The 21,252-nt window shown below is 67.1% G+C and carries 17 protein-coding genes; 13 read left to right on the top strand and 4 right to left on the bottom strand.

Features of this window, described 5'->3' with window-relative positions; all coding sequences use genetic code 11:
• Nucleotides 1–27: 27 nt before the first annotated feature.
• The gene (ilvD, locus tag AC1DS6_RS20425; RefSeq protein ID WP_441625375.1) at nucleotides 28–1,701 is read right to left on the bottom strand and encodes a dihydroxy-acid dehydratase; all 1,674 of its coding nucleotides are present in this window, start codon (nucleotides 1,699–1,701) and stop codon (nucleotides 28–30) included.
• A gap of 164 nt (nucleotides 1,702–1,865) precedes the next feature.
• Between ilvD and AC1DS6_RS20420 the strand changes: the two genes are divergently transcribed.
• From AC1DS6_RS20420 to AC1DS6_RS20410, 3 genes are all read left to right on the top strand, one after another.
• Nucleotides 1,866–2,876 (top strand): LysR family transcriptional regulator, encoded by a 1,011-nt coding sequence (locus AC1DS6_RS20420; protein ID WP_441625373.1) that lies wholly within the window; start codon nucleotides 1,866–1,868, stop codon nucleotides 2,874–2,876.
• Nucleotides 2,877–2,962: 86 nt separating this feature from the next.
• Nucleotides 2,963–3,775 (top strand): prolipoprotein diacylglyceryl transferase, encoded by an 813-nt coding sequence (lgt, locus tag AC1DS6_RS20415; RefSeq protein ID WP_035875993.1) that lies wholly within the window; start codon nucleotides 2,963–2,965, stop codon nucleotides 3,773–3,775.
• Nucleotides 3,776–4,091: 316 nt separating this feature from the next.
• Complete coding sequence (locus AC1DS6_RS20410; RefSeq protein ID WP_441625371.1) at nucleotides 4,092–5,903, top strand: cytochrome P450; 1,812 nt, start codon at nucleotides 4,092–4,094, stop codon at nucleotides 5,901–5,903.
• A gap of 41 nt (nucleotides 5,904–5,944) precedes the next feature.
• Here the strand turns inward: AC1DS6_RS20410 and AC1DS6_RS20405 are convergent, their stop codons facing one another.
• Together AC1DS6_RS20405 and AC1DS6_RS20400 are read right to left on the bottom strand one after the other, a co-directional pair.
• The gene (locus tag AC1DS6_RS20405; RefSeq protein WP_441625369.1) at nucleotides 5,945–6,919 is read right to left on the bottom strand and encodes a Bug family tripartite tricarboxylate transporter substrate binding protein; all 975 of its coding nucleotides are present in this window, start codon (nucleotides 6,917–6,919) and stop codon (nucleotides 5,945–5,947) included.
• A 139-nt stretch (nucleotides 6,920–7,058) separates the two neighbouring features.
• On the bottom strand, nucleotides 7,059–8,021 hold the full coding sequence (locus AC1DS6_RS20400; protein ID WP_477102998.1) for a LysR substrate-binding domain-containing protein: 963 nt from the start codon (nucleotides 8,019–8,021) through the stop codon (nucleotides 7,059–7,061).
• 179 nt (nucleotides 8,022–8,200) lie between these two features.
• Between AC1DS6_RS20400 and AC1DS6_RS20395 the strand changes: the two genes are divergently transcribed.
• The 7 genes from AC1DS6_RS20395 (at nucleotide 8,201) to AC1DS6_RS20365 (ending at nucleotide 16,257) form a co-directional block, all read left to right on the top strand.
• On the top strand, nucleotides 8,201–9,373 hold the full coding sequence (locus tag AC1DS6_RS20395) for a CaiB/BaiF CoA transferase family protein (RefSeq protein WP_441625365.1): 1,173 nt from the start codon (nucleotides 8,201–8,203) through the stop codon (nucleotides 9,371–9,373).
• The gene (locus AC1DS6_RS20390; protein WP_441625363.1) at nucleotides 9,370–10,209 is read left to right on the top strand and encodes an HpcH/HpaI aldolase/citrate lyase family protein; all 840 of its coding nucleotides are present in this window, start codon (nucleotides 9,370–9,372) and stop codon (nucleotides 10,207–10,209) included. The genes AC1DS6_RS20395 and AC1DS6_RS20390 overlap by 4 nt, the downstream gene beginning before the upstream one ends.
• Before the next feature lie 344 nt (nucleotides 10,210–10,553).
• On the top strand, nucleotides 10,554–11,255 hold the full coding sequence (locus tag AC1DS6_RS20385; RefSeq protein ID WP_441625361.1) for a GntR family transcriptional regulator: 702 nt from the start codon (nucleotides 10,554–10,556) through the stop codon (nucleotides 11,253–11,255).
• A gap of 10 nt (nucleotides 11,256–11,265) precedes the next feature.
• Nucleotides 11,266–12,723: a malonyl-CoA decarboxylase domain-containing protein gene (locus AC1DS6_RS20380; RefSeq protein ID WP_441625359.1), complete on the top strand. Its 1,458-nt coding sequence runs from the start codon at nucleotides 11,266–11,268 to the stop codon at nucleotides 12,721–12,723.
• Nucleotides 12,724–12,815: 92 nt separating this feature from the next.
• Nucleotides 12,816–13,802: a Bug family tripartite tricarboxylate transporter substrate binding protein gene (locus AC1DS6_RS20375; protein WP_441625357.1), complete on the top strand. Its 987-nt coding sequence runs from the start codon at nucleotides 12,816–12,818 to the stop codon at nucleotides 13,800–13,802.
• 43 nt (nucleotides 13,803–13,845) lie between these two features.
• The gene (locus AC1DS6_RS20370) at nucleotides 13,846–14,628 is read left to right on the top strand and encodes an enoyl-CoA hydratase/isomerase family protein (RefSeq protein ID WP_441625355.1); all 783 of its coding nucleotides are present in this window, start codon (nucleotides 13,846–13,848) and stop codon (nucleotides 14,626–14,628) included.
• A gap of 75 nt (nucleotides 14,629–14,703) precedes the next feature.
• Nucleotides 14,704–16,257: a malonate--CoA ligase gene (locus AC1DS6_RS20365; RefSeq protein WP_441625513.1), complete on the top strand. Its 1,554-nt coding sequence runs from the start codon at nucleotides 14,704–14,706 to the stop codon at nucleotides 16,255–16,257.
• 51 nt (nucleotides 16,258–16,308) lie between these two features.
• On the opposite strand, the gene AC1DS6_RS20360 is transcribed toward AC1DS6_RS20365, so the two are convergent.
• Entirely contained in the window at nucleotides 16,309–17,118 is an 810-nt protein-coding gene (locus AC1DS6_RS20360; RefSeq protein ID WP_441625353.1) for a LytR/AlgR family response regulator transcription factor, read from the bottom strand.
• 240 nt (nucleotides 17,119–17,358) lie between these two features.
• Between AC1DS6_RS20360 and AC1DS6_RS20355 the strand changes: the two genes are divergently transcribed.
• Genes AC1DS6_RS20355 through AC1DS6_RS20345 form a run of 3 tightly spaced genes read left to right on the top strand, consistent with a single transcriptional unit; the run spans nucleotide 17,359 to nucleotide 21,239 of the window.
• Nucleotides 17,359–18,225 (top strand): FAD binding domain-containing protein, encoded by an 867-nt coding sequence (locus AC1DS6_RS20355; protein ID WP_441625351.1) that lies wholly within the window; start codon nucleotides 17,359–17,361, stop codon nucleotides 18,223–18,225.
• 44 nt (nucleotides 18,226–18,269) lie between these two features.
• Nucleotides 18,270–18,788 carry a (2Fe-2S)-binding protein gene (locus AC1DS6_RS20350; RefSeq protein ID WP_441625349.1) on the top strand — a complete coding sequence of 173 codons (519 nt, stop codon included), beginning with the start codon at nucleotides 18,270–18,272 and terminating at the stop codon, nucleotides 18,786–18,788.
• 36 nt (nucleotides 18,789–18,824) lie between these two features.
• Nucleotides 18,825–21,239: an aerobic carbon-monoxide dehydrogenase large subunit gene (locus tag AC1DS6_RS20345; protein ID WP_441625347.1), complete on the top strand. Its 2,415-nt coding sequence runs from the start codon at nucleotides 18,825–18,827 to the stop codon at nucleotides 21,237–21,239.
• Nucleotides 21,240–21,252 lie beyond the last annotated feature (13 nt).

Here is a 21,252-nt window from a genome sequence, read left to right as displayed (position 1 = left end):
TCCTTTCCGGCGCCAAAGCACTCAGCCTCAGTCCGTCACTGCGCCCTTGCTTGCCGTCGAAGCCAGCTTGGAGAACTTCGCCAGCACGCCACGCGTATAACGCGGTGCCGGCTGCTTCCATGCCGCACGGCGCTTGGCCAGTTCTTCGTCGCTCACGTTCAGTTGCAGCAGCAGCTTGTGCGCGTCGATGGTGACCGAGTCGCCTTCCTGCACCAGCGCGATGTTGCCGCCCACGTACGCTTCCGGCGCCACGTGGCCGACCACCATGCCCCAGGTGCCGCCCGAGAAGCGGCCGTCGGTGATGAAACCGACCGACTCGCCCAGGCCCTTGCCGATGATGGCCGAGGTGGGGGCCAGCATTTCAGGCATGCCGGGGCCGCCCTTGGGACCCAGGTAACGCAGCACCAGGATGTCGCCGGCATTGATCTTGTCGGCCAGGATGGCGTCCATGGCGCTTTGCTCGTCCTCGAACACGCGGGCCGGGCCGGTGATGACCGGGTTCTTCAGGCCGGTGATCTTGGCGACCGCGCCTTCCGGAGCCAGGTTGCCCTTCAGGATGGCCAGGTGGCCTTCCTTGTACAGCGCGCGCTCGATCGGCAGGATCACGTCCTGGTCGGCGCGCGGGGTGTCCGGCACGTTTTCCAGTTCCTCGGCCAGGGTGCGGCCGGTGATGGTCAGGCAGTCGCCATGCAGCAGGCCGGCCTTGAGCAGGATCTTCATGACCTGCGGGATGCCGCCGGCGCGGTGCAGGTCGGTCGCCACGTACTGGCCCGAGGGCTTCAGGTTGCAGATCACCGGCACCTTGCGGCGGATGCGCTCGAAGTCGTCGATGGTCCATTCCACTTCGGCCGAGTGGGCGATCGCCAGGTAGTGCAGCACGGCGTTGGTGGAGCCGCCGGTGGCCATGATCAGCGCGACCGCGTTCTCGATGGACTTGCGCGTGATGATGTCGCGCGGCTTGATGTCCTTCTTGATGGCTTCGACCAGCACGCGCGCCGATTCGGCGGCGCTGTCGACCTTTTCCTGGTCCGGGTTGGCCATGGTCGACGAGTACAGCAGCGACATGCCCAGCGCCTCGAACGAGGAGCTCATGGTGTTGGCGGTGTACATGCCGCCGCACGAACCCGACGATGGGCAGGCATTTTTCTCGACACCCTCGAAGTCTTCCTGGCTCATGCGGCCGGCGGTGAATTCGCCCACGGCTTCGAACGACGACACGATGGTCAGGTCCTTGCCCTTCCAGTTGCCCGGCTTGATGGTGCCGCCGTACACGTAGATGCCCGGCACATTGGTGCGCGCCAGCGCGATCATGCCGCCCGGCATGTTCTTGTCGCAGCCGCCGATCACGACCACGCCGTCCATCCACTGGCCCTGGGTCGCGGTCTCGATGCAGTCGGCGATGACTTCGCGCGAGATCAGCGAGTACTTCATGCCCTCGGTGCCCATCGACATGCCGTCCGAGATGGTCGGGGTGCCGAAGATCTGCGGGTTGGCGTCGGCGGCCTTGATGGCGTCCACGGCGGCGTCGGCCAGCCGTTGCAGGCCGGAGTTGCACGGCGTGATGGTGGAGTGGCCGTTGGCGATGCCCACCATCGGCTTGTCGAAGTCTTCCTTCTTGTAGCCCAGCGCGTAGTACATCGAGCGGTTGGGGGAGCGCGCCACGCCTTGCGTGATGTTCTGCGAACGTTTGTTGTATGCCATGGGAATCTCCGGGGGAATGTGCCGGCCTGCGAGGGGCGCCCCGAGGTAGCCGGGGACCGGGCAGGCTCTTGCCATGTTGTGGACGAGAGCATGCCGCTTGCCTTTTATGCTGTCAAATATATTATTCAACCTTTATTGAGTCGATAAACATATCAGGAGCCCATGTGGACCTGCGCCAGCTGCGCTACTTCGTGACGGTGGCGGAGGAGTTACATTTCGGCCGTGCCGCGCGGCGCCTGGCCATGACCCAGCCGCCGCTTTCCCAGCAGATCCAGGCACTGGAAGAGGAGATCGGGGTGCAACTGTTCGCCCGCACGCGGCGCTCGGTGGCGCTCACGCCGGCCGGCCAGCAATGGCTGCCCGAGGTGCGGCGCGTGCTGGCGGACGCCGCCGCGCTGCCGGGGCTGGCCCAGCGGCTGGCGCGCGGGGAGGCCGGCACGCTCTCGCTGGCCTTTGTCAGCACGGCCGACTACGGCATCCTGCCCGACCTGCTGCGGCGCTTTCGCGCGCGCCATCCCAATGTGCAACTGCAGCTGCGCGAGGCCACCAGCGATATCCAGCTGGAGGCCTTGATGGAAGGCACCATCGACGCCGGGCTGGTGATCCGCCCGCAGTTGCCGGCGATGCCGCATGGCGTTTCCTATCTGCCGCTGGTGCGCGAGCCGCTGGTGCTGGCGGTGCCGGAAGGCTGGCGCGCGGGGACGGGGGAGGGCACCGGGGCAGCAGGCGTTTCCCTCAGGGATGCGGCGCACGAGCCCCTCATCATCTTCCCCCGGCGAAGCGCGCCGGCGTTTTATGACATCATTACGGGCTGTTATGCGCGCGAAGGCCTTACGCCGGTCATTGCCCAGGAGGCTATCCAGATGCAGACCATCGTCAGCCTGGTATCGGCCGGCATGGGGGTGGCGCTGGTGCCGGCGTCGCTTTGCAACCTTCGCCGTACCGGTGTGTCCTACCTGCCGTTGCGCGACGCCGGGCCCGATATCGAGACCGGCCTGGTGTGGCGCGAGGCCGGAGCGGGCAGCGTGAGCCCGGTGCTGAGGTCGTTCATCGAGATTGCCGGTGCGCTGGCGTCTGCCATGACGCTGACGCAATTGGCTGGCATAAAGCCGGGCACGGAGCCCGGCACGAATGTAGCCATCCGGCGCGCGGCACGGCCGCAGGCTGAACACTGACATCCGATACCGTCCGGGCGTATTTCATATTTTGTTGTTCGAATTTGTCTGCGGCGGTCTTCCTTCAACCCAATTCCACGGCACACATGCTGATTCATCCCCAATTCGATCCGGTCGCCATTCATCTCGGCCCGCTTGCCATCCGCTGGTACGGGCTGATGTACCTGGCCGGTTTCATCATGTTCCTGTGGTTTGGCCGCCTGCGCATCCGCCAGCCGCATATCGCGGCCCAGGGCTGGACCGTCAAGGACCTGGACGACATGCTGTTCTTCGGCGTGCTGGGCGTGATCCTGGGCGGACGGCTGGGCTACGTGCTGTTCTACAAGGCCGACTACTACCTGAGCCATCCGCTCGAGATCTTCAAGGTGTGGGAGGGCGGCATGGCCTTCCACGGCGGCTTCCTGGGCGTGGTCGTGGCGATGTGGCTGTTCGGCAAGCTGCGCGGGCGGCACTGGATGGAGGTCACGGACTTCATCGCGCCGATGATTCCCTGCGGGCTGGCGGCCGGGCGCATCGGCAACTTCATCAACGGCGAGCTGTGGGGCCGCGCCACCGACCTGCCCTGGGGCATGATCTTCCCGCAGGCCGGCGACAACATCCCACGCCATCCTTCCCAGCTCTACCAGTTCGCCGGCGAAGGCGTGGCGCTGTTCATCATCCTGTGGTTGTTCGCCAGGAAGCCGCGGCCCATGGGCGCCGTGTCGGGCGTGTTCCTGATCGGCTACGGGGGCTTCCGTTTCCTCGCCGAGTTCGCGCGCGAGCCGGACAACTTCCTTGGCTTGCTGGCGCTTAACTTCTCCATGGGCCAGTGGCTAAGCCTGCCGATGATCCTGGCTGGCGTGGCGATGCTGGTCTGGGCCAACCGCCGCGGGCACGCGGCGCAGGCTTCAGTGCGCTGACCTCTGCCACTTCTGCCGGCGGATTGAAGAAAGCGGGCCGAGGCCCGCTTTTCTTATGGGTCCGCCCCATTGGTTTGGCCGCGCCTGTGCGTCGACGACGCTAATGTGATGGCCGCGTGGTCTCGGCACGGTGGCCCCGGCAGGCGCGTCAACGGCGCTTGGGCAGGACTGCTGGCGGTGTATATGCTTGCTTTCAGGCGGGCTGTTTGCCGCAGAGGCTGCCACGCCGATGTGCGCCACTGCCGTCGCAAGCCGGACAGTGGCGGTTTCAGCGGCGCATGCCGTCTGGCTTGAAGTCCGGCCAGGGGAGAAATCGATGGAAATGGCGCGTGAGGCTGCGGGACCCGAGGCTTCCTCGACGCGGGTGCGCCTCGCGGCCGCTTCGGAGCTGCGCGACGATGTTGCGTTGCCTGCCAGGGTCGACGGCGTGGATCTCGTCGTGATCGGGCACGGCGGCGGCGCGCTGGTCTACCAGGGGCATTGCCCGCACCGGGGCACGCTGCTGGCCGAAGGCGCCATCGAGCATGGCGTGCTCACTTGCCGCGGCCACGGCTGGCGCTTCGACTGCGGCTCCGGCACCGTGGTCGAGCGGCCCGAAATCTGCCTGAAGCGGTTTGCCGCCGTCATCGAGGACGGCGCGGTCATGGCGGACCGCGACGAGATCCTTGCGTGGCAGCGCCTGCAGGCGCTGCCGGATCCGGCAGCGCCATCCCCAGGCCCGGGCCCCGGCCTGCGCTCGCTCTCGGAGCTTCCCGGTCCGAAAGGCCTGCCCTGGTTGGGCAGCGCGCTGCAGTTGCAATGGCAGCAGCAGCGGATGCATCTCGTCTTCGAGCAATGGTGCGAGGAATTCGGCCCCCTGTTCTGCGTCCGCATGGCGAACCGGCCAGCCCTGGTGATCGCCGAAGGGGTATTGATCGACAAGATCCTCCGCGACCGGCCCGCGACCTATCGCCGTATCGGCGCGCTGGAGGCGGTGGCGCTGGAGATGGGCGCGCTAGGCGTGTTCTCCGCCGAGGGCGAGGTATGGCGCAGGCAGCGCCGGCCGGTGGCGCAGGCGCTGGACGCGCACCGGCTGCGTGCCTTCTTGCCGATGCTGGCCAGCGTCACGCGCAGGCTGGAGCGGCGCTGGCATAAGGCGGCCGCGCAGCGGCGGCGGGTGGATGTGCAGCACGACCTGATGCGCTACACGGTAGATGTGACGACCGCCCTGGCCTTCGGCTACGACATCAACACGCTGGAGCGCGAGGGCGAGGTCATCCAGCAGCATCTCGAACAGATCCTGCCGATGGTGAACCGGCGCGTCAATGCGCCATTCCCGTACTGGCACTATGTCAGGCTCCCGGCGGATCGCTCGTTCGACCGCGCCCTCGCGGCAATCCACCAGATCATCGGCGAGTTCATCGCCGCGGCCCGCGAGCGGCTGGCGCGGGCGCCGGAGCTTGCCGCGCAGCCGGCCAATTTCCTGGAGGCGATGCTGGTGGCCCAGCAGACGGGGCAGGCGCCGCTGGACGACGAGGAACTGTTCGCGAATATCTTCACGATACTCGTAGCGGGCGAGGATACGACCGCCAATACCGTTGCCTGGATGATGTACTTCATGTGCTGCCACCCGGAGGTGCAGCGCAGGATGCAGGAGGAGGTGGGGATAGTGCTGAGGCAGGCGGACGTCCTGCAGGACATGCGGGATGCCGCCAGGCTGGTGTACGTGGAGGCGGTCGCGCACGAGTCGTTGAGGCTCAAGCCGGTCGCGCCGCTCTTCTTCCTGGAACCGAATGAAGACGTGGAAGTGGGCGGCGTCCGGGTGCCGCGCGGGACGCTGCTGGTGTTGGTGAACCGGCCCAATGCACTGCAGGAGCACAACTTTCCCGCAGCCCGCGAGTTCCGGCCGGAGCGCTGGCTGCTGGGCGCCACTCCGGCGGCCCAGCATCGCAGCGGCTTCGTGCCGTTCGGCTCGGGACCGCGCTTGTGCCCCGGACGCAGTCTCGCGCTGCTGGAGGCCAAGGCGGCGATTTCGATGGTCTGCCAGAACTTTGACATCCGCCACGCGCCCGAGTCGGGCCCGGTCGGGGAGGCTTTCGGCTTTACGATGATGCCGACGGACCTTTGGGTGATGTTCTCGGCGCGATAGTTGAATGGCCAGCCTGGCTGATCAGCCAGGCGGCAGCGTCGTCAATCCACCTGCGCCCCGGACTTCTTCACGATCACCGCCCATTTGTCGAGATCGGCCTTGAGCATGGCGCCGAACTGCTGCGGCGTGCCGGCGAGGACTTCGGCGCCTTGCGCCGCCAGTTTGTCGCGCAGCGTCTTGTCGGCGAGCGCGGCCTGCATGGTCTGCGCGAGCTTTTGCGTGACTTCCTTCGGCGTGCCCCTGACCGCGAACAGGCCGACCCACAGGTCGCCGCTGTAGCCGGGCACGGTCTCGCCGATGGCCGGGATGTCTGGCGCGAACGGCGAGCGCCTGGCGGAGCTGACGCCGAGCGCGCGCACCTTGCCGGCCTTGATATGCGCCAGCACCGAGGGCAGGCTGGCGAAGGCCAGCGGCACCTGATTGCCAAGCACATCGTTGAGCGCCGGCGCCACGCCCTTGTAGGGCACGTGCTCCAGCTTGATGCCGGCCATGCTGTTGAGCATTTCGCCCAGCAGGTGGTTGAGCGTGCCGTTGCCGGCGGAGGCATAGCGGTAGAAATCCGGCTTGGCCTTGGCCATGCTGATCAGTTCGGGCAGCGTCCTGGCGGGAAAGGCGGGGTTGGCCACCAGCACATTGGGCACGCTCGCCACCGGCGAGATCGGCTCGAAATCGCGCACCGGATCGAACGGCACCTGGCGGTACAGCGACGGGTTGATGGCCTGGGTGCTGCTGATGGTCATCAGCAGGGTGTAGCCGTCGGGCGCCGAGCGCGCGGCCGTCTGCGTGCCGATATTGCCGCCGGCGCCGGGGCGGTTTTCCACCACCACCTGCTGGCCGAGGCGTTGCGACAGGTCGGCCGCCACCAGGCGCGCGACGATGTCGTTGGTGCCGCCCGGCGCCTGCGGCACGATCATCTGGATAGGCTTGGCGGGATAAGTCTCGGCCTGCGCGGCGGCGCCGGCGAACAGCGAAATCGCCGCGGCGATGCCGGCCAGGACATGGCGGGTGCGTTGCATGGTGTCTCCTCGATGTTGGGATGGCGGCATAGCAGTCTTTTCCTGCCGATGGCTACGCCTTGCCTGTCGCTGGCAGCGACTCTACACGAGGGTTTTGCGCCGGAGAAATTCAATCGCCGACTACCGCCATAAGATTTATTTATTCCGCTGAACCTGGCTGGGCGGCGCCCGGCGCTGGCTTGAGCGAGCCGCCCTGGGCGATGCGCGCGTCGACGATCTCGCGCAGGATCTCGGCCACCGCTTCCGCCGCGCGCGTGCGCGGCAGCGCGCGGGGCCAGCACAGCGAAAGCGTGCGGCGCAACTCGGGCAGGATCAGGCGCGTGGGCATGGCGGCATCGCTCGGGTCTACCGCCGAGGCCGGCAGGATGGTGCAGGCCAACCCTTCGCGCGCTGCGCCCAGCAGGAAGGGCAGGGAGTCCAGGTCGGCTACCACATTGAGTGCCGCGCCAGCCTGCGCGAAGCCGCGCTCCAGCACTTCGCGCAGGCCCTGCGAGCCGCTCGGCAGGACCAGCGGCACGCCCGCCAGTTGCCTGAGCGCGATGGTGTCGCGGCGGGCACGGCGGCGGCCGGCGGCGTCTGGCGCCTCGGGCGGGTTGCCGATCAGGTACAGCGACTCGCTGGCCAGCATTTCGGGTTCCACCGCGCGCGAAGCCGTGTCGCGGAACAGGATGGCGAAATCGAGCCGGTTGTTGTTGAGCAGCTCCGAGATGTAGCCGCTCATGCTCTCAAACAGTTGCAGGCGTACCTGCGGGTAGCGCGCCCGCACCGCCCGGATCAGCGGCATGCCAAAGGCCGCGGCGGCGGTGGTGGGCAAGCCGATGGCCACCGCGCCGGAGACCTCGGCGCCCGCCGCACGCACGTCGGCGCCGGCACTTTCCACCTGCTTGAGGATGGTGCGCGCATGCCGGTACAGGGTCTTGCCGGCCTCGGTCGGCTTCACGCCCTTGGGGCCGCGGTGCACCAGCGGCACGCCGTATTCGGCCTCCAGCGCGGCAAGTTGCTGGCTCAGCGCCGGCTGCGCCACGCACACCGCTTCCGCGGCGCGGGTCAGGCTGCCGTGGTCGACGATGGCCACGAAGTAGCGCATGGAGCGGATATCCATTGGGTGTCCTTGGTTTGGCGTTTCCCGTGTGAGGTATTTATTCTACTTATGGGCGACTAGGCATTCCCTATTTCCCAGCGGATGCCGCCAGGCGCTAGATTGTGGGCTGGCCGGCCGGTTTCGCGCTTTCGCGCCGCCGGCCTCCACCCCCACGTACCCAAGCATCAACGAGTCCAGCCATGTCCCAACCGCTGCAAGGTATCACCGTCGTATCCCTGGAGCAGGCGATTGCCGCGCCGTTCTGCACCCGCCAGCTGGCCGACCTCGGCGCGCGCGTGATCAAGATCGAGCGCCCCGGCGTGGGCGACTTCGCGCGCGCCTACGATAACCGGGTGCGCGGCTTGTCCTCGCACTTCGTGTGGACCAACCGCTCGAAGGAGAGCGTGACGATGGACGTCAAGCACGCGCAGGCGGCACCAGTGCTGGACGCGCTGCTGGCGCGCGCCGATGTGCTGGTGCAGAACCTGGCGCCGGGTGCGGCGGCGCGTCTGGGGCTTGATTACGAGGCGCTGAGCGCGCGCTTTCCGCGCCTGATCGTTTGCGATATCTCCGGCTATGGCGCCGACGGTCCCTACCGCGACAAGAAGGCCTATGACCTGCTGGTGCAGAGCGAATCGGGCTTTGTCTCGGTCACGGGCACGCCCGGAGAGGGCGTAAAGGCCGGCGCCTCGGTGGCCGACATCGCCGCCGGCATGTATGCCTACAGCAATATCCTGGCGGCGCTGATCGAGCGCGGCCAGACCGGGCGCGGCAAGCGCATCGATATCTCGATGCTGGAATCCACCGTGGAGTGGATGGGTTTCCCGCTCTACTACGCCTTCGACGGTGCCGAGCCGCCCCCGCGCGCCGGCGCCGCCCATGCCACCATCTATCCCTATGGCCCTTTCCCCACCGGCGACGGCAAGACCGTGATGCTGGGCCTGCAGAACGAACGCGAGTGGAACACCTTCTGCCAGCGCGTGCTGGAAGACCCGGCGCTCGCCACGCATCCCGACTACGCCGACAACACCCTGCGCAGCGCCAACCGCGCCGCGCTGCGCGCGCGCATCGTGGAGGCATTTGCCGCGCTCAGCGCCGAGCAGGTCACCGCGCGGCTCGAAGCAGCCGGCATCGCCAACGCGCGCGTGAACACCATGGCCGATGTCTGGGCGCATCCGCAACTGGCCGCGCGAGCGCGCTGGCGCCAGGTCGATACGCCCGCCGGCCCCGTGCCCGCGCTGCTGCCGCCCGGCGTGCAAGAGGCGCGCATGGACCCGGTGCCGGCGGTGGGCGAACATACCGACGCGGTGCTGGCCGAACTTGGCCTGACGCCCGCGCAGGTGGCGGCGCTGCACGGCGCGGGCGTGGTATGAGCGACGCTGCTGCCATCAGGGCGCCCGCCCGCAGCTACCTGTTCGTGCCCGCCACGCACCCCGAGCGCATCGGGCGCGCGATCGGTTCGGGGGCGGATGCGGTCATTGTCGATTTCGAGGACGCGGTGGCGCCCGACGCCAAAGCGTCGGCGCGCGAGGGCCTGGCCGGTTCCTGGCTACAGTGGCAGGCCCGGGCGGCCGCCGCCGGCGTGTCTCTGCTGGTGCGCGTGAATGCCGCCGACAGCGAATATCACGCGGGGGACCTGGACTGGTGCCGCGCCCGGCGGGCGCGTGACCTGGTATTGCCCAAGGCCGATGCCGCCGCCCTCGACGCGCTGGCGCTTGCCTTGCCGCACGCCAATTATTATCCGCTGATGGAAACCGCTGCGGGCTTTGCCGACCTGCGCGCGGTGAGCCGCGCGGCCGGCGTGGTGCGGTTGCTGTTGGGCAGCATCGACCTGATGTTCGACCTGGACGTGGCGGACGAGGACGAGCCGCTGGACTATTTCCGCGCCAGGTTGGTGATGCATTCGCGCGCGGCGGGATTGCCGGCGCCGGTGGACGGGGTTTGCACGGCCATCGGCGATGCCGTGGAGCTGGCCCGGCAGACCACGCGCGCGCGGCGCTTCGGGTTTGGCGCCAAGCTGCTGATCCATCCGCAGCAGGTGGCGCAGGTGCATGCCGGGCTGGCGCCGTCGGAACGGGAGCGGGCCTGGGCGCGGCGCATCGTGGCCGCCGCCGCCGGTGCGCAGGGCGCCGCGCTCGCGGTCGACGGCAAGATGGTGGACCGGCCGGTACTGGAGCGCGCGCGCAAGATCCTGCGGCAGGCCGGCTAGGTTGGGGCGGTGGGCGATCCGCGCGCGTGCTGCGCCGCGTCAGCGAGCGCCAGGGCGAGCGCTGGCTGGTGCGGCGCCTGAACGGCCTGCGCTGGAGGCGCCGTGCGACCGGTGCGGAGCGTGGCCTGGAAGGTGGCTAGGGCGCTGGCGAAGTGCTTCCGCAGCCTGCTTCAGCAACCAAAACGCGCCTTGTCACATGAGCGGCGCACGCTGCGCATGCCGCTGCGCAGCATCGAATTGTCTTGTCATTGCGCCACCGTTATTCATAATTATGAATTATTGGGCCTGGCAAGACACATCCGAGGCCATCCCGATGCCATTGCATTCTTCCATCCGGAGGCACCATGCGCATCATCCAGCAGGCCCTGTACCTCGAGGTGGCGGAGCGCCTGCGCACCATGATCGACGAGCACGCGCTGATGCCGGGTGCCTGGATCGACGAAGCCAGCGTGGCCGAATCGATGGGTATCTCGCGCACGCCGATGCGCGAGGCGCTCAAGGTCCTCGCCGCCGAAGGCCTGGTGCGGCTGGAGCCACGCCGCGGCTGCTTCGTCAATGCGCTGTCCGAGCAGGACCTCGACGAGATCTTCCCGCTGATGGCGCTGCTGGAAGGGCGCTGCGCCTATGAGGCCGCGCGTAACGCCACCGCTGCCGACCTGGAGGCCCTGGAGAGCCTGCATGCCGATCTGGCGCGATACGCCCAGGGCGGCAATATCGACGCCTACTACGAAACCAATTACCAGATCCACGAAGCGATCCAGCAGCTCGCCGGCAATCGCTGGCTGTCTGGGCTGATCAGCGATTTGCGCAAGGTGCTGCGGTTGTCGCGCCACAAGAGCCTGAAGCTGCCGGGCCGCATCCGCGAATCCTGCGCCGAACATCTGTCGGTGTTCTCCGCGCTCAAGGCGCACGATCCCGAGGGCGCCGAAACCCTGATGAAGACACACTTGCTGCGCCAGCGCGCCGCGCTCAGGGCGCTGGACGCGGCAGAGTTGCAGGCGCCCGCGGATACCGCCGCGGGCGCCGGTTCATCCATCCATCGATAGCAGGTACCCCATGGATACCCTCAGCAACAGCGAACAGAAAGCCAGTGCTCCCGTCAGTGCTCCCCTCAGCGGGCCCGAGCCCTCGGGCGAGACCCTGTTGTCGCGCTTCGGCCGCTGGTGGGGCCGCAAGGGCGAGCGCGATGGCAACGCGAGGCCCGATGCCGGCATCGCTGCCAAGGCGGACGCCGGGCCCGTGACCTTGCCGGCCCGTGTGCTGCGCAGGCAGCGCGAGCAACTGCGCCTGTGCTTTGACGCGCGCCTGACCGACGGCGCCGCCAACACCGCCGCGCAGACCTGGCGCGCCGAGTACGAGGCGGCGGGCGACGATGCGCGCCAGGCCATGCTCGCCGTGCTGGCGGAAGTCGCGGCCAATGGCAGCACGGAGGCGGGCGAGGACGGCAAGGCCGCCAAAGCGGCCGCCGGCCTGCCGCAAGCCATGTCGACCGCGCGCATCCGTTTCTTCAAGCGCCTGGCCGCCTTGCACGGCCAGCAGGGCGCCAGCGTGTGCGGCCTGCATTTCCTGATCGGCTTGCGCGCCGACATGCTGCGCTGGCATAAGCGCGTGCCGGGCCTGCACCCGCTCGACGACGATCTCGAAGCGCTGTTCTCCAACTGGTTCGACGTCGGCCTGCTCGAATTGCAGCCGATCACCTGGGACTCGCCGGCCTCGCTGCTGGAGAAGCTGATCCGCTACGAAGCCGTGCACGAGATCGCCTCCTGGGCGGATTTGCGCAACCGGCTCGATTCGGACCGGCGCTGCTATGCCTTCTTCCATCCGCGCATGCCGCGCGAGCCACTGATCTTTGTCGAGGTGGCCTTCGTGCCCGAGATGGCGGCAAACGTCCATGCGCTGCTGGACGAGGCCGCGCCGCTGGAAGACCTGCGCCGCGTGAAGTGGGCCATCTTCTATTCCATCTCCAATACGCAGGCGGGCTTGCGCGGCGTGAGCTTTGGCAATTTCCTGCTCAAGCGCGTGATCGAGGAGTTGCAGCGCGAGTTTCCCAAGCTCAAGCAGTTCGCCACGCTGTCCCCAATTCCCGGCTTTGCCGACTGGCTGCGCAAGCGCGACGGCGAGTCGGTGGGCAAGGTGCTGGGCGACAAGCGCCTGGCGCGCTGGAGCGAGCGGCACGGCGCCCCGCCCGCCGACGGCGCAGGCTGGCTGGCGGCGCTGCCGGCGGATTCCGAGGACGTACTGGTGCGCGACACAGCGCTGGCGCTGGCCGCGCACTACCTGGTGCGCGAGCGCCAGCAGGCGCTGCCGGCCGACCCTGTGGCACGCTTCCACCTGGGCAATGGCGCCTGCGTGGAGCGCCTGAACTGGGCCGCCGACCTGTCGCGCAAGGGGCGCGCGCAGTCGTGCGGCATGATGGTGAACTACCTTTACGCGACCGAGGCGCTGGATGACAATCTGGTTCGCCTCGGCAACGGCAACCCGCGGATCAGTCGCGCGGTGAGCAAGCTGTTGTGACCCTCGTCAGGTCGTAAACAGGGCCATTTTCACGGGCCATTCAGCAGTCCTTCATTTGACTTTCCGCAGCATAAGAGAGAGGAGATAGGTTCATGAATCGTCGTCAGTTTCAACTGGCAGGGCTGGCTTGCGCGCTTGGCGCGGGTCTCGGCGCGGTTGCTCCCGTGGCGCAGGCCGACACCTGGCCGTCCAAGCCGATCACCGTGATCGTGCCGTTCCCCGCCGGCGGCGGCACCGATGCCTTCGCCCGTCCCCTTACCGCCCAGCTCTCCAAGCAGCTCGGCAAGCAGTTCGTGATCGACAATCGCGGTGGCGCTGGCGGGACGGTGGGCGCCAGCATTGCATCCAAGGCCGCGCCGGATGGCTATACCGTGTTTATCGGCGGCGCCCATCATGCCATTGCGCCGTCGTTCTACAAGAAGCTCGACTATGACATCGAGAAGGATTTCATCCCCGTCACGGTGATCGCGCAGCCGCCGCAGGTGATCGTGGTGAACCCGGCCAAGGTGAGCGCCAACACGCTGGGCGAACTGATTGACTATGCCAAGAAGAACCCTGGCAAACTGAACTACGCCTCGGCCGGCAATGGCTCCTCCCACCACCTCGCGGGCGAGCTGTTCAAGCTGCAGACCAAGACCTTCATCACGCATATTCCCTACAAGGGCGCGGGTCCTGCGCTGTCCGACCTGATTGCGGGCCAGGTCGACATGGACTTCGACGGGCTCGGCTCCTCGGCCCAGCATATCCGCGCCGGCCGCATCAAGCCGCTGGCGGTGGCTTCCTCCAAGCGTTCGGCCGCTTTCCCGAATGTGCCGACCGCCGCCGAGGCGGGTGTGCCCAACTATGAAGTTTCCACCTGGTATGCGATGTGGGTGCCCAAGGGCACGCCCAAGGACATCGTAGACAAGCTCTACACCGAAGTGGAAAAGGCACTGAACACGCCGGAGATGAAACAGATCTGGCTTGCCAACGGCTCCGATACGCCGGCCTACACGCAAGAGCAGTTTGCCCAGTTCCAGCGCGCCGAGATCAAGCGCTGGGGGCAGGTGGTGCAGCTGTCCGGCGCCAAGATCGACTGATGAGGAATCGACCAATGCATCCTGGTGCGCGTGGAGCGCAGGCATGAGCGGCGCGGTGGAGTTCGCGCGCGACGGTGACGTGGCCACCGTCACGCTGTCGCACGCGGGCAAGCTCAATGCGATCTCGGTGGCGATGTGGCGCGCGCTGGCGGAGGGTTTTGCGCAGCTGTCGGCCGATCCGTCGCTGCGCTGCGTGGTGATACGCGGCGCCGATGGCAACTTCGCCGCCGGCGCCGACATCGCCGAGTTTCCCGGGGAGCGGGGCGACGCCGCCGCGCTGCGCCGCTATCACGTGGCGGTGATCGCGCCGGCACTGGCCGCCATCGCCGGCTGCCTCCATCCCACGGTGGCGATGATCGAGGGGGTTTGCGTGGGCGGCGGGCTGGAGATCGCCTGCCATTGCGACCTGCGCATCGCCGCCAGCGACAGTCGCTTCGGCGTGCCGATCAACCGTCTCGGCTTTCCCATGGCCCCCGGCGAACTGACGGGGCTTCTGGCCCTGGCTGGCCGCGCGGTGACGCTGGAGATCCTGCTGGAGGGGCGCGTGTTCGACGCCGCCGAGGCGCGCGACAAGGGGCTGCTGACGCGCGTGGTGCCGGCCACGGCGCTCGGCGAGGAAGTGGCCGCCACGGTGAAGCGTATCGTCGCGGGCGCGCCGTTGGCTGCACGTATCAACAAGGAGAGCATCCGGCGTCTCGCGCCGGCCCCCGAGCCGCTGAGCGCGGCGGAGCTGGAGGCGCACTTCCGCTATGGCGGCAGCAGCGACCATGCCGAAGGCGTGGCCGCATTCCTGGCGCGCCGGCCGCCGCGCTTTACCGGGCAGTAGCAACGGGCCTATCATTGCCGGCTATTGATCGGGATGCCCATGCTATTGCCGATTCCGTTTTTTATCTTCCGCAACATGAACGCCAACCTGTTCGCCCTATTTGAATCCCGCTTTCCGGCGGATCGCAGTGCCTGCTGCATCGAGACCCACGACGGCCTCTACTACAGCTGGGACGACCTCGACCGCGCCACCGCCCGGATGGCCAACCTGCTGACCGCGCTCAAGCTGCCCGAGGGCGCGCGCGTGGCGGTGCAGGTGGAGAAGTCGCCCGAGGCGCTGTTCCTGTACCTGGCCACGCTGCGCGCCGGCTACGTCTACCTGCCGCTCAATACCGCCTACCAGGAGGCCGAGATCGATTATTTCGTCGGCAATGCGGAGCCGGCGGTGGTGGTGTGCAGTAGCGCTAACTTCGGCTGGGTTTCCAAAGTGGCGTTCCGCCACGGCACGCAGCATGTGTTCACGCTGGACGACGACCGCTCGGGCTCGCTGCTGTCCCGCGCCGCCGCGCAGCCGGACAGCTTCGCCACCGTGGCGCGCGGCGCCGGCGATCTTGCCGCCATCCTGTACACCTCGGGCACCACCGGGCGCAGCAAGGGCGCCATGCTGAGCCACGGCAACCTCGCTTCCAACGCGAAGACGCTGCACGAATACTGGGGCTGGCGCAGCGACGACGTGCTGCTGCACATGCTGCCGATCTTCCACGTGCACGGCCTCTTCGTGGCTTCGCATGGCGCGCTGCTGGCCGGCGCCAAGATGATCTGGGCGCCCAGGCTCGACATGGCCCAGGTGCTGAAATTCCTGCCGCGTTCCACCGTGATGATGGGCGTGCCCACCTACTACGTGCGCATGCTGCAGGAGGCGCGCTTCGACGACGATACCTGCCGCCGCATGCGGCTGTTCGTGTCCGGCTCGGCGCCGCTGCTGATGGAGACCTTCGACGCCTTCCGCGAGCGTACCGGGCACACCATCCTGGAGCGTTACGGCATGAGCGAGACCGTGATGCTGGTCTCCAACCCTTACGAGGCGGATGCCGGCGAGCGCATCGGCGGCACCGTCGGCAAGGCGCTGCCGGGCGTTTCCGTGCGCGTGGTGGATGGCGACGGCAAGGTTTGCGCGGCCGGCGAGATCGGCAACGTGGAGGTGCGCGGACCCAACGTGTTCCATGGCTACTGGCGCATGCCGGAAAAGACGCAGGAAGAGTTCACCGAGGACGGCTGGTTCAAGACCGGCGACGTGGGCCGCTTTGGTGGCGCCATCGTCAGCCAGGCCGGCGAGCGCAAGGTGCCGGACGACTACCTGACCATCGTCGGCCGCAGCAAGGACCTGATCATCTCCGGCGGCTACAACGTCTATCCGAAGGAGATCGAGAGCTTTATCGACGAGATGCCGGGCGTGGCGGAAAGCGCCGTGATCGGCGTGCCGCATGCCGACTTCGGCGAAGCGGTGGTAGCGGTGGTGGTCGGCAAGCCGGGCGCGGAGCTCGACGAGTCCATCCTGATCGGCTCGCTCAAGGGCCGCATCGCCAACTTCAAGGTGCCCAAGCGCGTGCACCTGGTCGATGAACTGCCGCGCAACACCATGGGCAAGGTGCAGAAGAACGTGCTGCGCCAGCAGTTCGCGGCGCTGTAAGCCTGCGAGGCGGCGGTCAGGGCCGCCGCCTCGCTGTCATGCCGGCCTGGCTCACCTGGTCACGCCGAGCCACTCCTTCAGTTGCGTGGCCTTCGACCGGCTCACCGGCACCAGCGTGTGTTCCGCATCGTCCATCACCAGCTGGATATGCTCTTCCGACCGGATCACTTCGATCGCGTGCGGAAGGCTGACGATATGGCTGCGGTGGACGCGCAGGTAGACGCTGTCATCCAGGCGATGCTCAAGATCCGTCAGCGAGAGATTGGACAGGTAGCGCTCGTCCCTGGTCACGATCGTCGTGTAGTGGCCATCGCCCTGGAACCGCACGATGTCCTTCAGGTCCACCAGGATCACGCGGTTCTTGCGGTACACGGGAATCTTGAATAGCCGCCGCGGCGACGGCACGTTGCCGCCCGCGCGCTGTTCATCCGGTTCCGTGGTGAGATCCGTCACGTCGTAGAAAATCATGCAGGTGCCGCAGATACCGCCCGAGGCCGTCATCTTGGACACCTTGATCAGCAGGATCCGGTCGGGGATGTTGATCATCATGGCGAGCGGCGGAGGCGACTTCACCGGGCATCCGCTGGCGTCCTCCGCCTGAAGCAGGAAGCGCAGCTTCTCCCGGCTTTTCTCCGGGTGCAACTGCAACACATCGATCCCGATCAGCTTGTCCTGGCTGACGCCCAGCGACTGCTCGCTGGCGGGGCCCAGGATTTGCATCGCCACATCGTTGAACGCGGTGACATGCCCCTGCGCATCGAGCCAGACGATGCCCGGATTGAACTGCTCCAGTTTGTGCTGGAACGTCTCCTGGCGACGCGCATCGGGCGTCGTCACGGTGAAGGGCGCATGGCGGTCCATTCACATCTCCTGGTCATTCATGGGGCCCCTCGTGCGCCTGGCCCGGCATTTCCCTTGTGCATTTCTGTTGTATGTGCAACCTGCATTTCGTGCAAGTTTCCGACGCCTGGCGCAGGCAAAACGGCCGTTCGGGAATTCAAATTGCTTTGCTGCGGTGCATTCTGAAATGCTGCAAGAAACACTGCGCGCCCGGGGCATCGCTGGCCTGGACGGGAACTGGCGCATGACAAGGAGACCGATGTGATACCTCGTCCGTTCGAATATCACTTGCCGAAGACGTTGCCGGAGGCGTTTGCCTTGCTCGGAGAGTACGGCGACGACGCCAAGCTTCTTGCCGGCGGCCACAGCCTGCTGCCCATGATGAAGCTGCGCTTCGCCGAGCCCGGCCACCTGATCGACCTGGGCAAGCTGGCGGAACTCAAGGGCATTCGCGAGGACGGTGGCGAGATCCGCATCGGTGCCATGACGACCGAGAACGAGCTGATCTGGTCGGCCTTGTTGCAGGAGAAATGCCCTCTGCTGGTCGAAGGCGCGCGCCAGATCTCGGACCCGCAGGTGCGCTACCGGGGCACGCTCGGCGGCGACATCTCGCACGGCGATCCGGGCAACGATCATCCGGCGCTGATGATCGCGCTGGACGCCTCGTTCGTGCTCGCGGGCAAGCTTGCCGAGCGCGTGGTGCCGGCCGACGGCTTCTTTCTCGGCACCTACATGACGCTGCTCGAAGCGGACGAGATCCTGACCGAAATCCGCATTCCGGTGCCGGCCACGGGCAGCGGCCATTGCTACGCCAAGCTCAAGCGCAAATCCGGCGACTTCGCCACCGCCGCCACGGCGGTGATGCTGCGTATGCGCGGCGAGACCGTGGAGGATGTGCGCATCGCGCTGACCAATGCCGCGCCGACCGCCCTCAGGGCCAGCGACGCAGAGCAATACCTGCGCGGCAAACCGCTCGACGATGCCGCCATTGCCGAGGCCGCGCGGCTGGCGATGGCCATCTGCGACCCGGCCGAGGACCTGCGCGGCGACGTCGAATACAAGACGGCGATGGCGGGTGAGATGACGCAGCGCGCGCTGCGCGTTGCTTATTCGCGCGCCGCGCACTGAACTGGCGATACGGTAAGCCGATAAGCAGGTTCCGGAGGCACGACATGAGCAAAAAGACGATGGTGTCGTTCAGGCTGAACGGCAAGGACACGGACGTGGTGGTCGAGCCGCGCGAACTGCTGATCCACACATTGCGGGAGCGGTGCCTGCACACCGGCCCGCACATCGGCTGCGAGACTTCGCATTGCGGCGCCTGCACGGTCGACATGAACGGCATGTCGGTCAAGGCCTGCACGGTGCTGACGGTGCAGGCGGAGGGCGCGGACCTGCTGACCGTGGAAGGCATGGCGCAAGGCGGCGAGCTGCACGCGCTGCAGGAAGCCTTCATGCAGGAGCACGCGCTGCAATGCGGCTTCTGCACGCCCGGCATGCTGATCCGCGCGCACCGGCTGCTGCAGGAGATCCCCGACCCGAGCGAGGAGGAGATCCGCTACTGGATGGCCGGCAACCTCTGCCGCTGCACGGGCTACCAGAACATCGTGAAAGCCGTGCAGTACGCCGCGCGCAAGCTGCGCGGCGAGGCGGTCCAGACCTCGCATCCGCTGATGGGCGAGACGCAGTGATCCCGCCGTCATCCAACATCGACGCAACGGAGAAGCATGATGGGAAATATGAATGCCGAATCCGGGCGCGTGGCCGCGCTGGAAGGCATGGGCTGTTCGCGCAAGCGCCGCGAGGATCCGCGCTTCCTGCAGGGCAAGGGCACCTATGTCGATGACATCAAGATGCCGGGCATGCTGTTCGGCGTGATGGTGCGCAGCCCGTACGCGCATGCGCGCGTGAAGAAGATCGACAAGTCGCGCGCGCTCGCGCATCCCGGCGTGCACGCCGTGCTGACCGCCGATGACCTGAAGCCGCTCAAGCTGCACTGGATGCCGACGCTGGCCGGCGACGTGCAGGCGGTGCTGGCCGACGAGAAGGTCTGCTTCCAGAACCAGGAGGTGGCGTTCGTCGTGGCCGACGACCGCTATGTCGCGGCCGATGCCGCGGAACTGGTGGAAGTGGAATACGAGGAACTGCCCGCGCTGGTCGATCCGCTGCAAGCCCTGGTGCCGGACGCGCCGGTGATCCGCGAGGACATCCGCGACAAGCAGGCGGGCGCGCATGGCGCGCGCAGGCATCCCAATCACATCTTTACGTGGAATATCGGCGACAAGGACAAGACCGACCGCGTGTTCGACAACGCTGAAGTCACCGTGACGCAGGACATGCTGTATCCCCGCGTGCATCCGTGCCCGCTGGAGACGTGCGGCTGCGTGGCGTCCTACGACAAGGCGCGCGGGGACCTCACGGTCTACATCACCTCGCAGGCGCCGCATGTGGTGCGTACGGTGGTTGGCCTGCTGTCCGCCATCCCGGAGTCGAAGATCCGCATCATCTCGCCGGATATCGGCGGTGGCTTCGGCAACAAGGTTGGCGTGTATCCCGGCTATGTCGTTTCCATCGTGGCATCGATCGTGCTCGGGCGGCCGGTCAAGTGGATCGAATCGCGCGCGGAGAATCTCAGCACCACAGCGTTTGCCCGCGACTATCACATGAAGGGCGAACTCGCCGCGGACAGCGACGGGCGCATCAAGGCACTGCGCGTGCATGTCGTCGCGGATCATGGCGCCTTCGACGCGTGCGCCGACCCCACCAAGTGGCCGGCGGGCATGTTCCATGTGTGCACCGGTTCCTACGCGATCCCCAACGCCTTCGTCTCGGTCGATGGCGTCTACACCAACAAGTTTCCTGGCGGTGTGGCCTACCGCTGCTCGTTCCGCGTCACCGAGGCGGTCTACCTGATCGAGCGCATGCTGGACGTGCTGGCGCTGGAGCTTGGCATCGACAAGACCGAACTGCGGCTGCGCAATTTCATACGCAAGGAGCAGTTCCCGTATCTCACGCCGCTGGGGCTCGAGTACGATTCCGGCGATTACGAAACCGCGCTGCGCAAGGTACTGGACGCCGTTGACTATCCCGCGCTGCGCGCCGAGCAGGCGGCGCGGCGGGCTGACAAGCATGCCGAGTGGCTGATGGGCATCGGTGTCAGCACCTTTACCGAGATTGTCGGCGCGGGGCCGTCGAAGTCGTGCGACATCCTCGGCATCGGCATGTTCGATTCGTGCGAGATCCGCGTGCATCCGGACGGCTCGGCCATCGCCCGGATGGGCACGATCACGCAGGGGCAGGGCCACCAGACGACTTACGCGCAGATCATTGCTTCGGAGGCCGGCATTCCGGCATCGGTGATCCAGGTGGAGGAGGGCGATACGTCCACCGCGCCGTACGGCCTTGGCACCTACGGCTCGCGCTCCACGCCGGTTGCCGGCGCGGCGGTGGCGCGGGCGGCGCGCAAGATCCGCGAGAAGGCCCGGCTGATCGCCGCGCACCTGTTCGAGGTCGGCCCGGACGATGTCGAGTTCGACCTGGACCGCTTTGCCCTGAAGGGTTCGCCCGGACAGTTCAAGACCTTGAAGGAGGTCGCATGGGCCGCCTACAACAACGTGCCGGAAGGCATGGAAATGGGGCTGGAAGCGGTGGACTACTACGATCCGCCCAACTTCACCTTCCCGTTCGGCGCCTACGTTTGCGTGCTCGATATCAACCGCTACTCGGGCGAGACGCGGGTGCGCCGCTTCTACGCGCTGGATGACTGCGGCACGCGCATCAACCCGATGATCATCGAAGGGCAGATCCACGGCGGGCTGACGGAGGGCTTCGCCGTGGCGATGGGGCAGGAGATGCCCTACGACGAAGCCGGCAACCTGCTGGGCGCCACGCTGATGGACTACTTCATCCCGACCGCGATCGAAACGCCGCACTGGGATACCGATTTCACTGTCACGCCGTCGCCGCATCACCCTATTGGCGCGAAAGGCGTGGCCGAATCGCCGCACGTCGGCTCGATCCCGTGCTTCACCTCGGCGGTGGTCGATGCCTTCGCGCACCTGGGTGTCACGCATATGAACATGCCCCACAGCGCCTATCGCGTCTGGCAGCAAAGCCGCGCGCTCGGGCTGGCGGAGCGCTGACGCCAGGAGCCCG

This window comes from Cupriavidus sp. 05L310 (assembly GCF_056398185.1).
The sequence above is the reverse complement of the archived record's forward strand: the minus strand, read 5'-3'. Positions and strand labels throughout refer to the sequence as shown.

What these genes read in the sequence shown, in the direction of transcription:
- ilvD (WP_441625375.1), bottom strand. Translation starts at nt 1,701, where the DNA reads ATGGCATACAACAAACGTTCGCAGAACATCACGCAAGGCGTGGCGCGC.
- lgt (WP_035875993.1), top strand. Translation starts at nt 2,963, where the DNA reads ATGCTGATTCATCCCCAATTCGATCCGGTCGCCATTCATCTCGGCCCG.
- AC1DS6_RS20410 (WP_441625371.1), top strand. Translation starts at nt 4,092, where the DNA reads ATGGAAATGGCGCGTGAGGCTGCGGGACCCGAGGCTTCCTCGACGCGG.
- AC1DS6_RS20405 (WP_441625369.1), bottom strand. Translation starts at nt 6,919, where the DNA reads ATGCAACGCACCCGCCATGTCCTGGCCGGCATCGCCGCGGCGATTTCG.
- AC1DS6_RS20400 (WP_477102998.1), bottom strand. Translation starts at nt 8,021, where the DNA reads ATGGATATCCGCTCCATGCGCTACTTCGTGGCCATCGTCGACCACGGC.
- AC1DS6_RS20395 (WP_441625365.1), top strand. Translation starts at nt 8,201, where the DNA reads ATGTCCCAACCGCTGCAAGGTATCACCGTCGTATCCCTGGAGCAGGCG.
- AC1DS6_RS20390 (WP_441625363.1), top strand. Translation starts at nt 9,370, where the DNA reads ATGAGCGACGCTGCTGCCATCAGGGCGCCCGCCCGCAGCTACCTGTTC.
- AC1DS6_RS20385 (WP_441625361.1), top strand. Translation starts at nt 10,554, where the DNA reads ATGCGCATCATCCAGCAGGCCCTGTACCTCGAGGTGGCGGAGCGCCTG.
- AC1DS6_RS20380 (WP_441625359.1), top strand. Translation starts at nt 11,266, where the DNA reads ATGGATACCCTCAGCAACAGCGAACAGAAAGCCAGTGCTCCCGTCAGT.
- AC1DS6_RS20375 (WP_441625357.1), top strand. Translation starts at nt 12,816, where the DNA reads ATGAATCGTCGTCAGTTTCAACTGGCAGGGCTGGCTTGCGCGCTTGGC.
- AC1DS6_RS20370 (WP_441625355.1), top strand. Translation starts at nt 13,846, where the DNA reads ATGAGCGGCGCGGTGGAGTTCGCGCGCGACGGTGACGTGGCCACCGTC.
- AC1DS6_RS20365 (WP_441625513.1), top strand. Translation starts at nt 14,704, where the DNA reads ATGAACGCCAACCTGTTCGCCCTATTTGAATCCCGCTTTCCGGCGGAT.
- AC1DS6_RS20360 (WP_441625353.1), bottom strand. Translation starts at nt 17,118, where the DNA reads ATGGACCGCCATGCGCCCTTCACCGTGACGACGCCCGATGCGCGTCGC.
- AC1DS6_RS20350 (WP_441625349.1), top strand. Translation starts at nt 18,270, where the DNA reads ATGAGCAAAAAGACGATGGTGTCGTTCAGGCTGAACGGCAAGGACACG.
- AC1DS6_RS20345 (WP_441625347.1), top strand. Translation starts at nt 18,825, where the DNA reads ATGATGGGAAATATGAATGCCGAATCCGGGCGCGTGGCCGCGCTGGAA.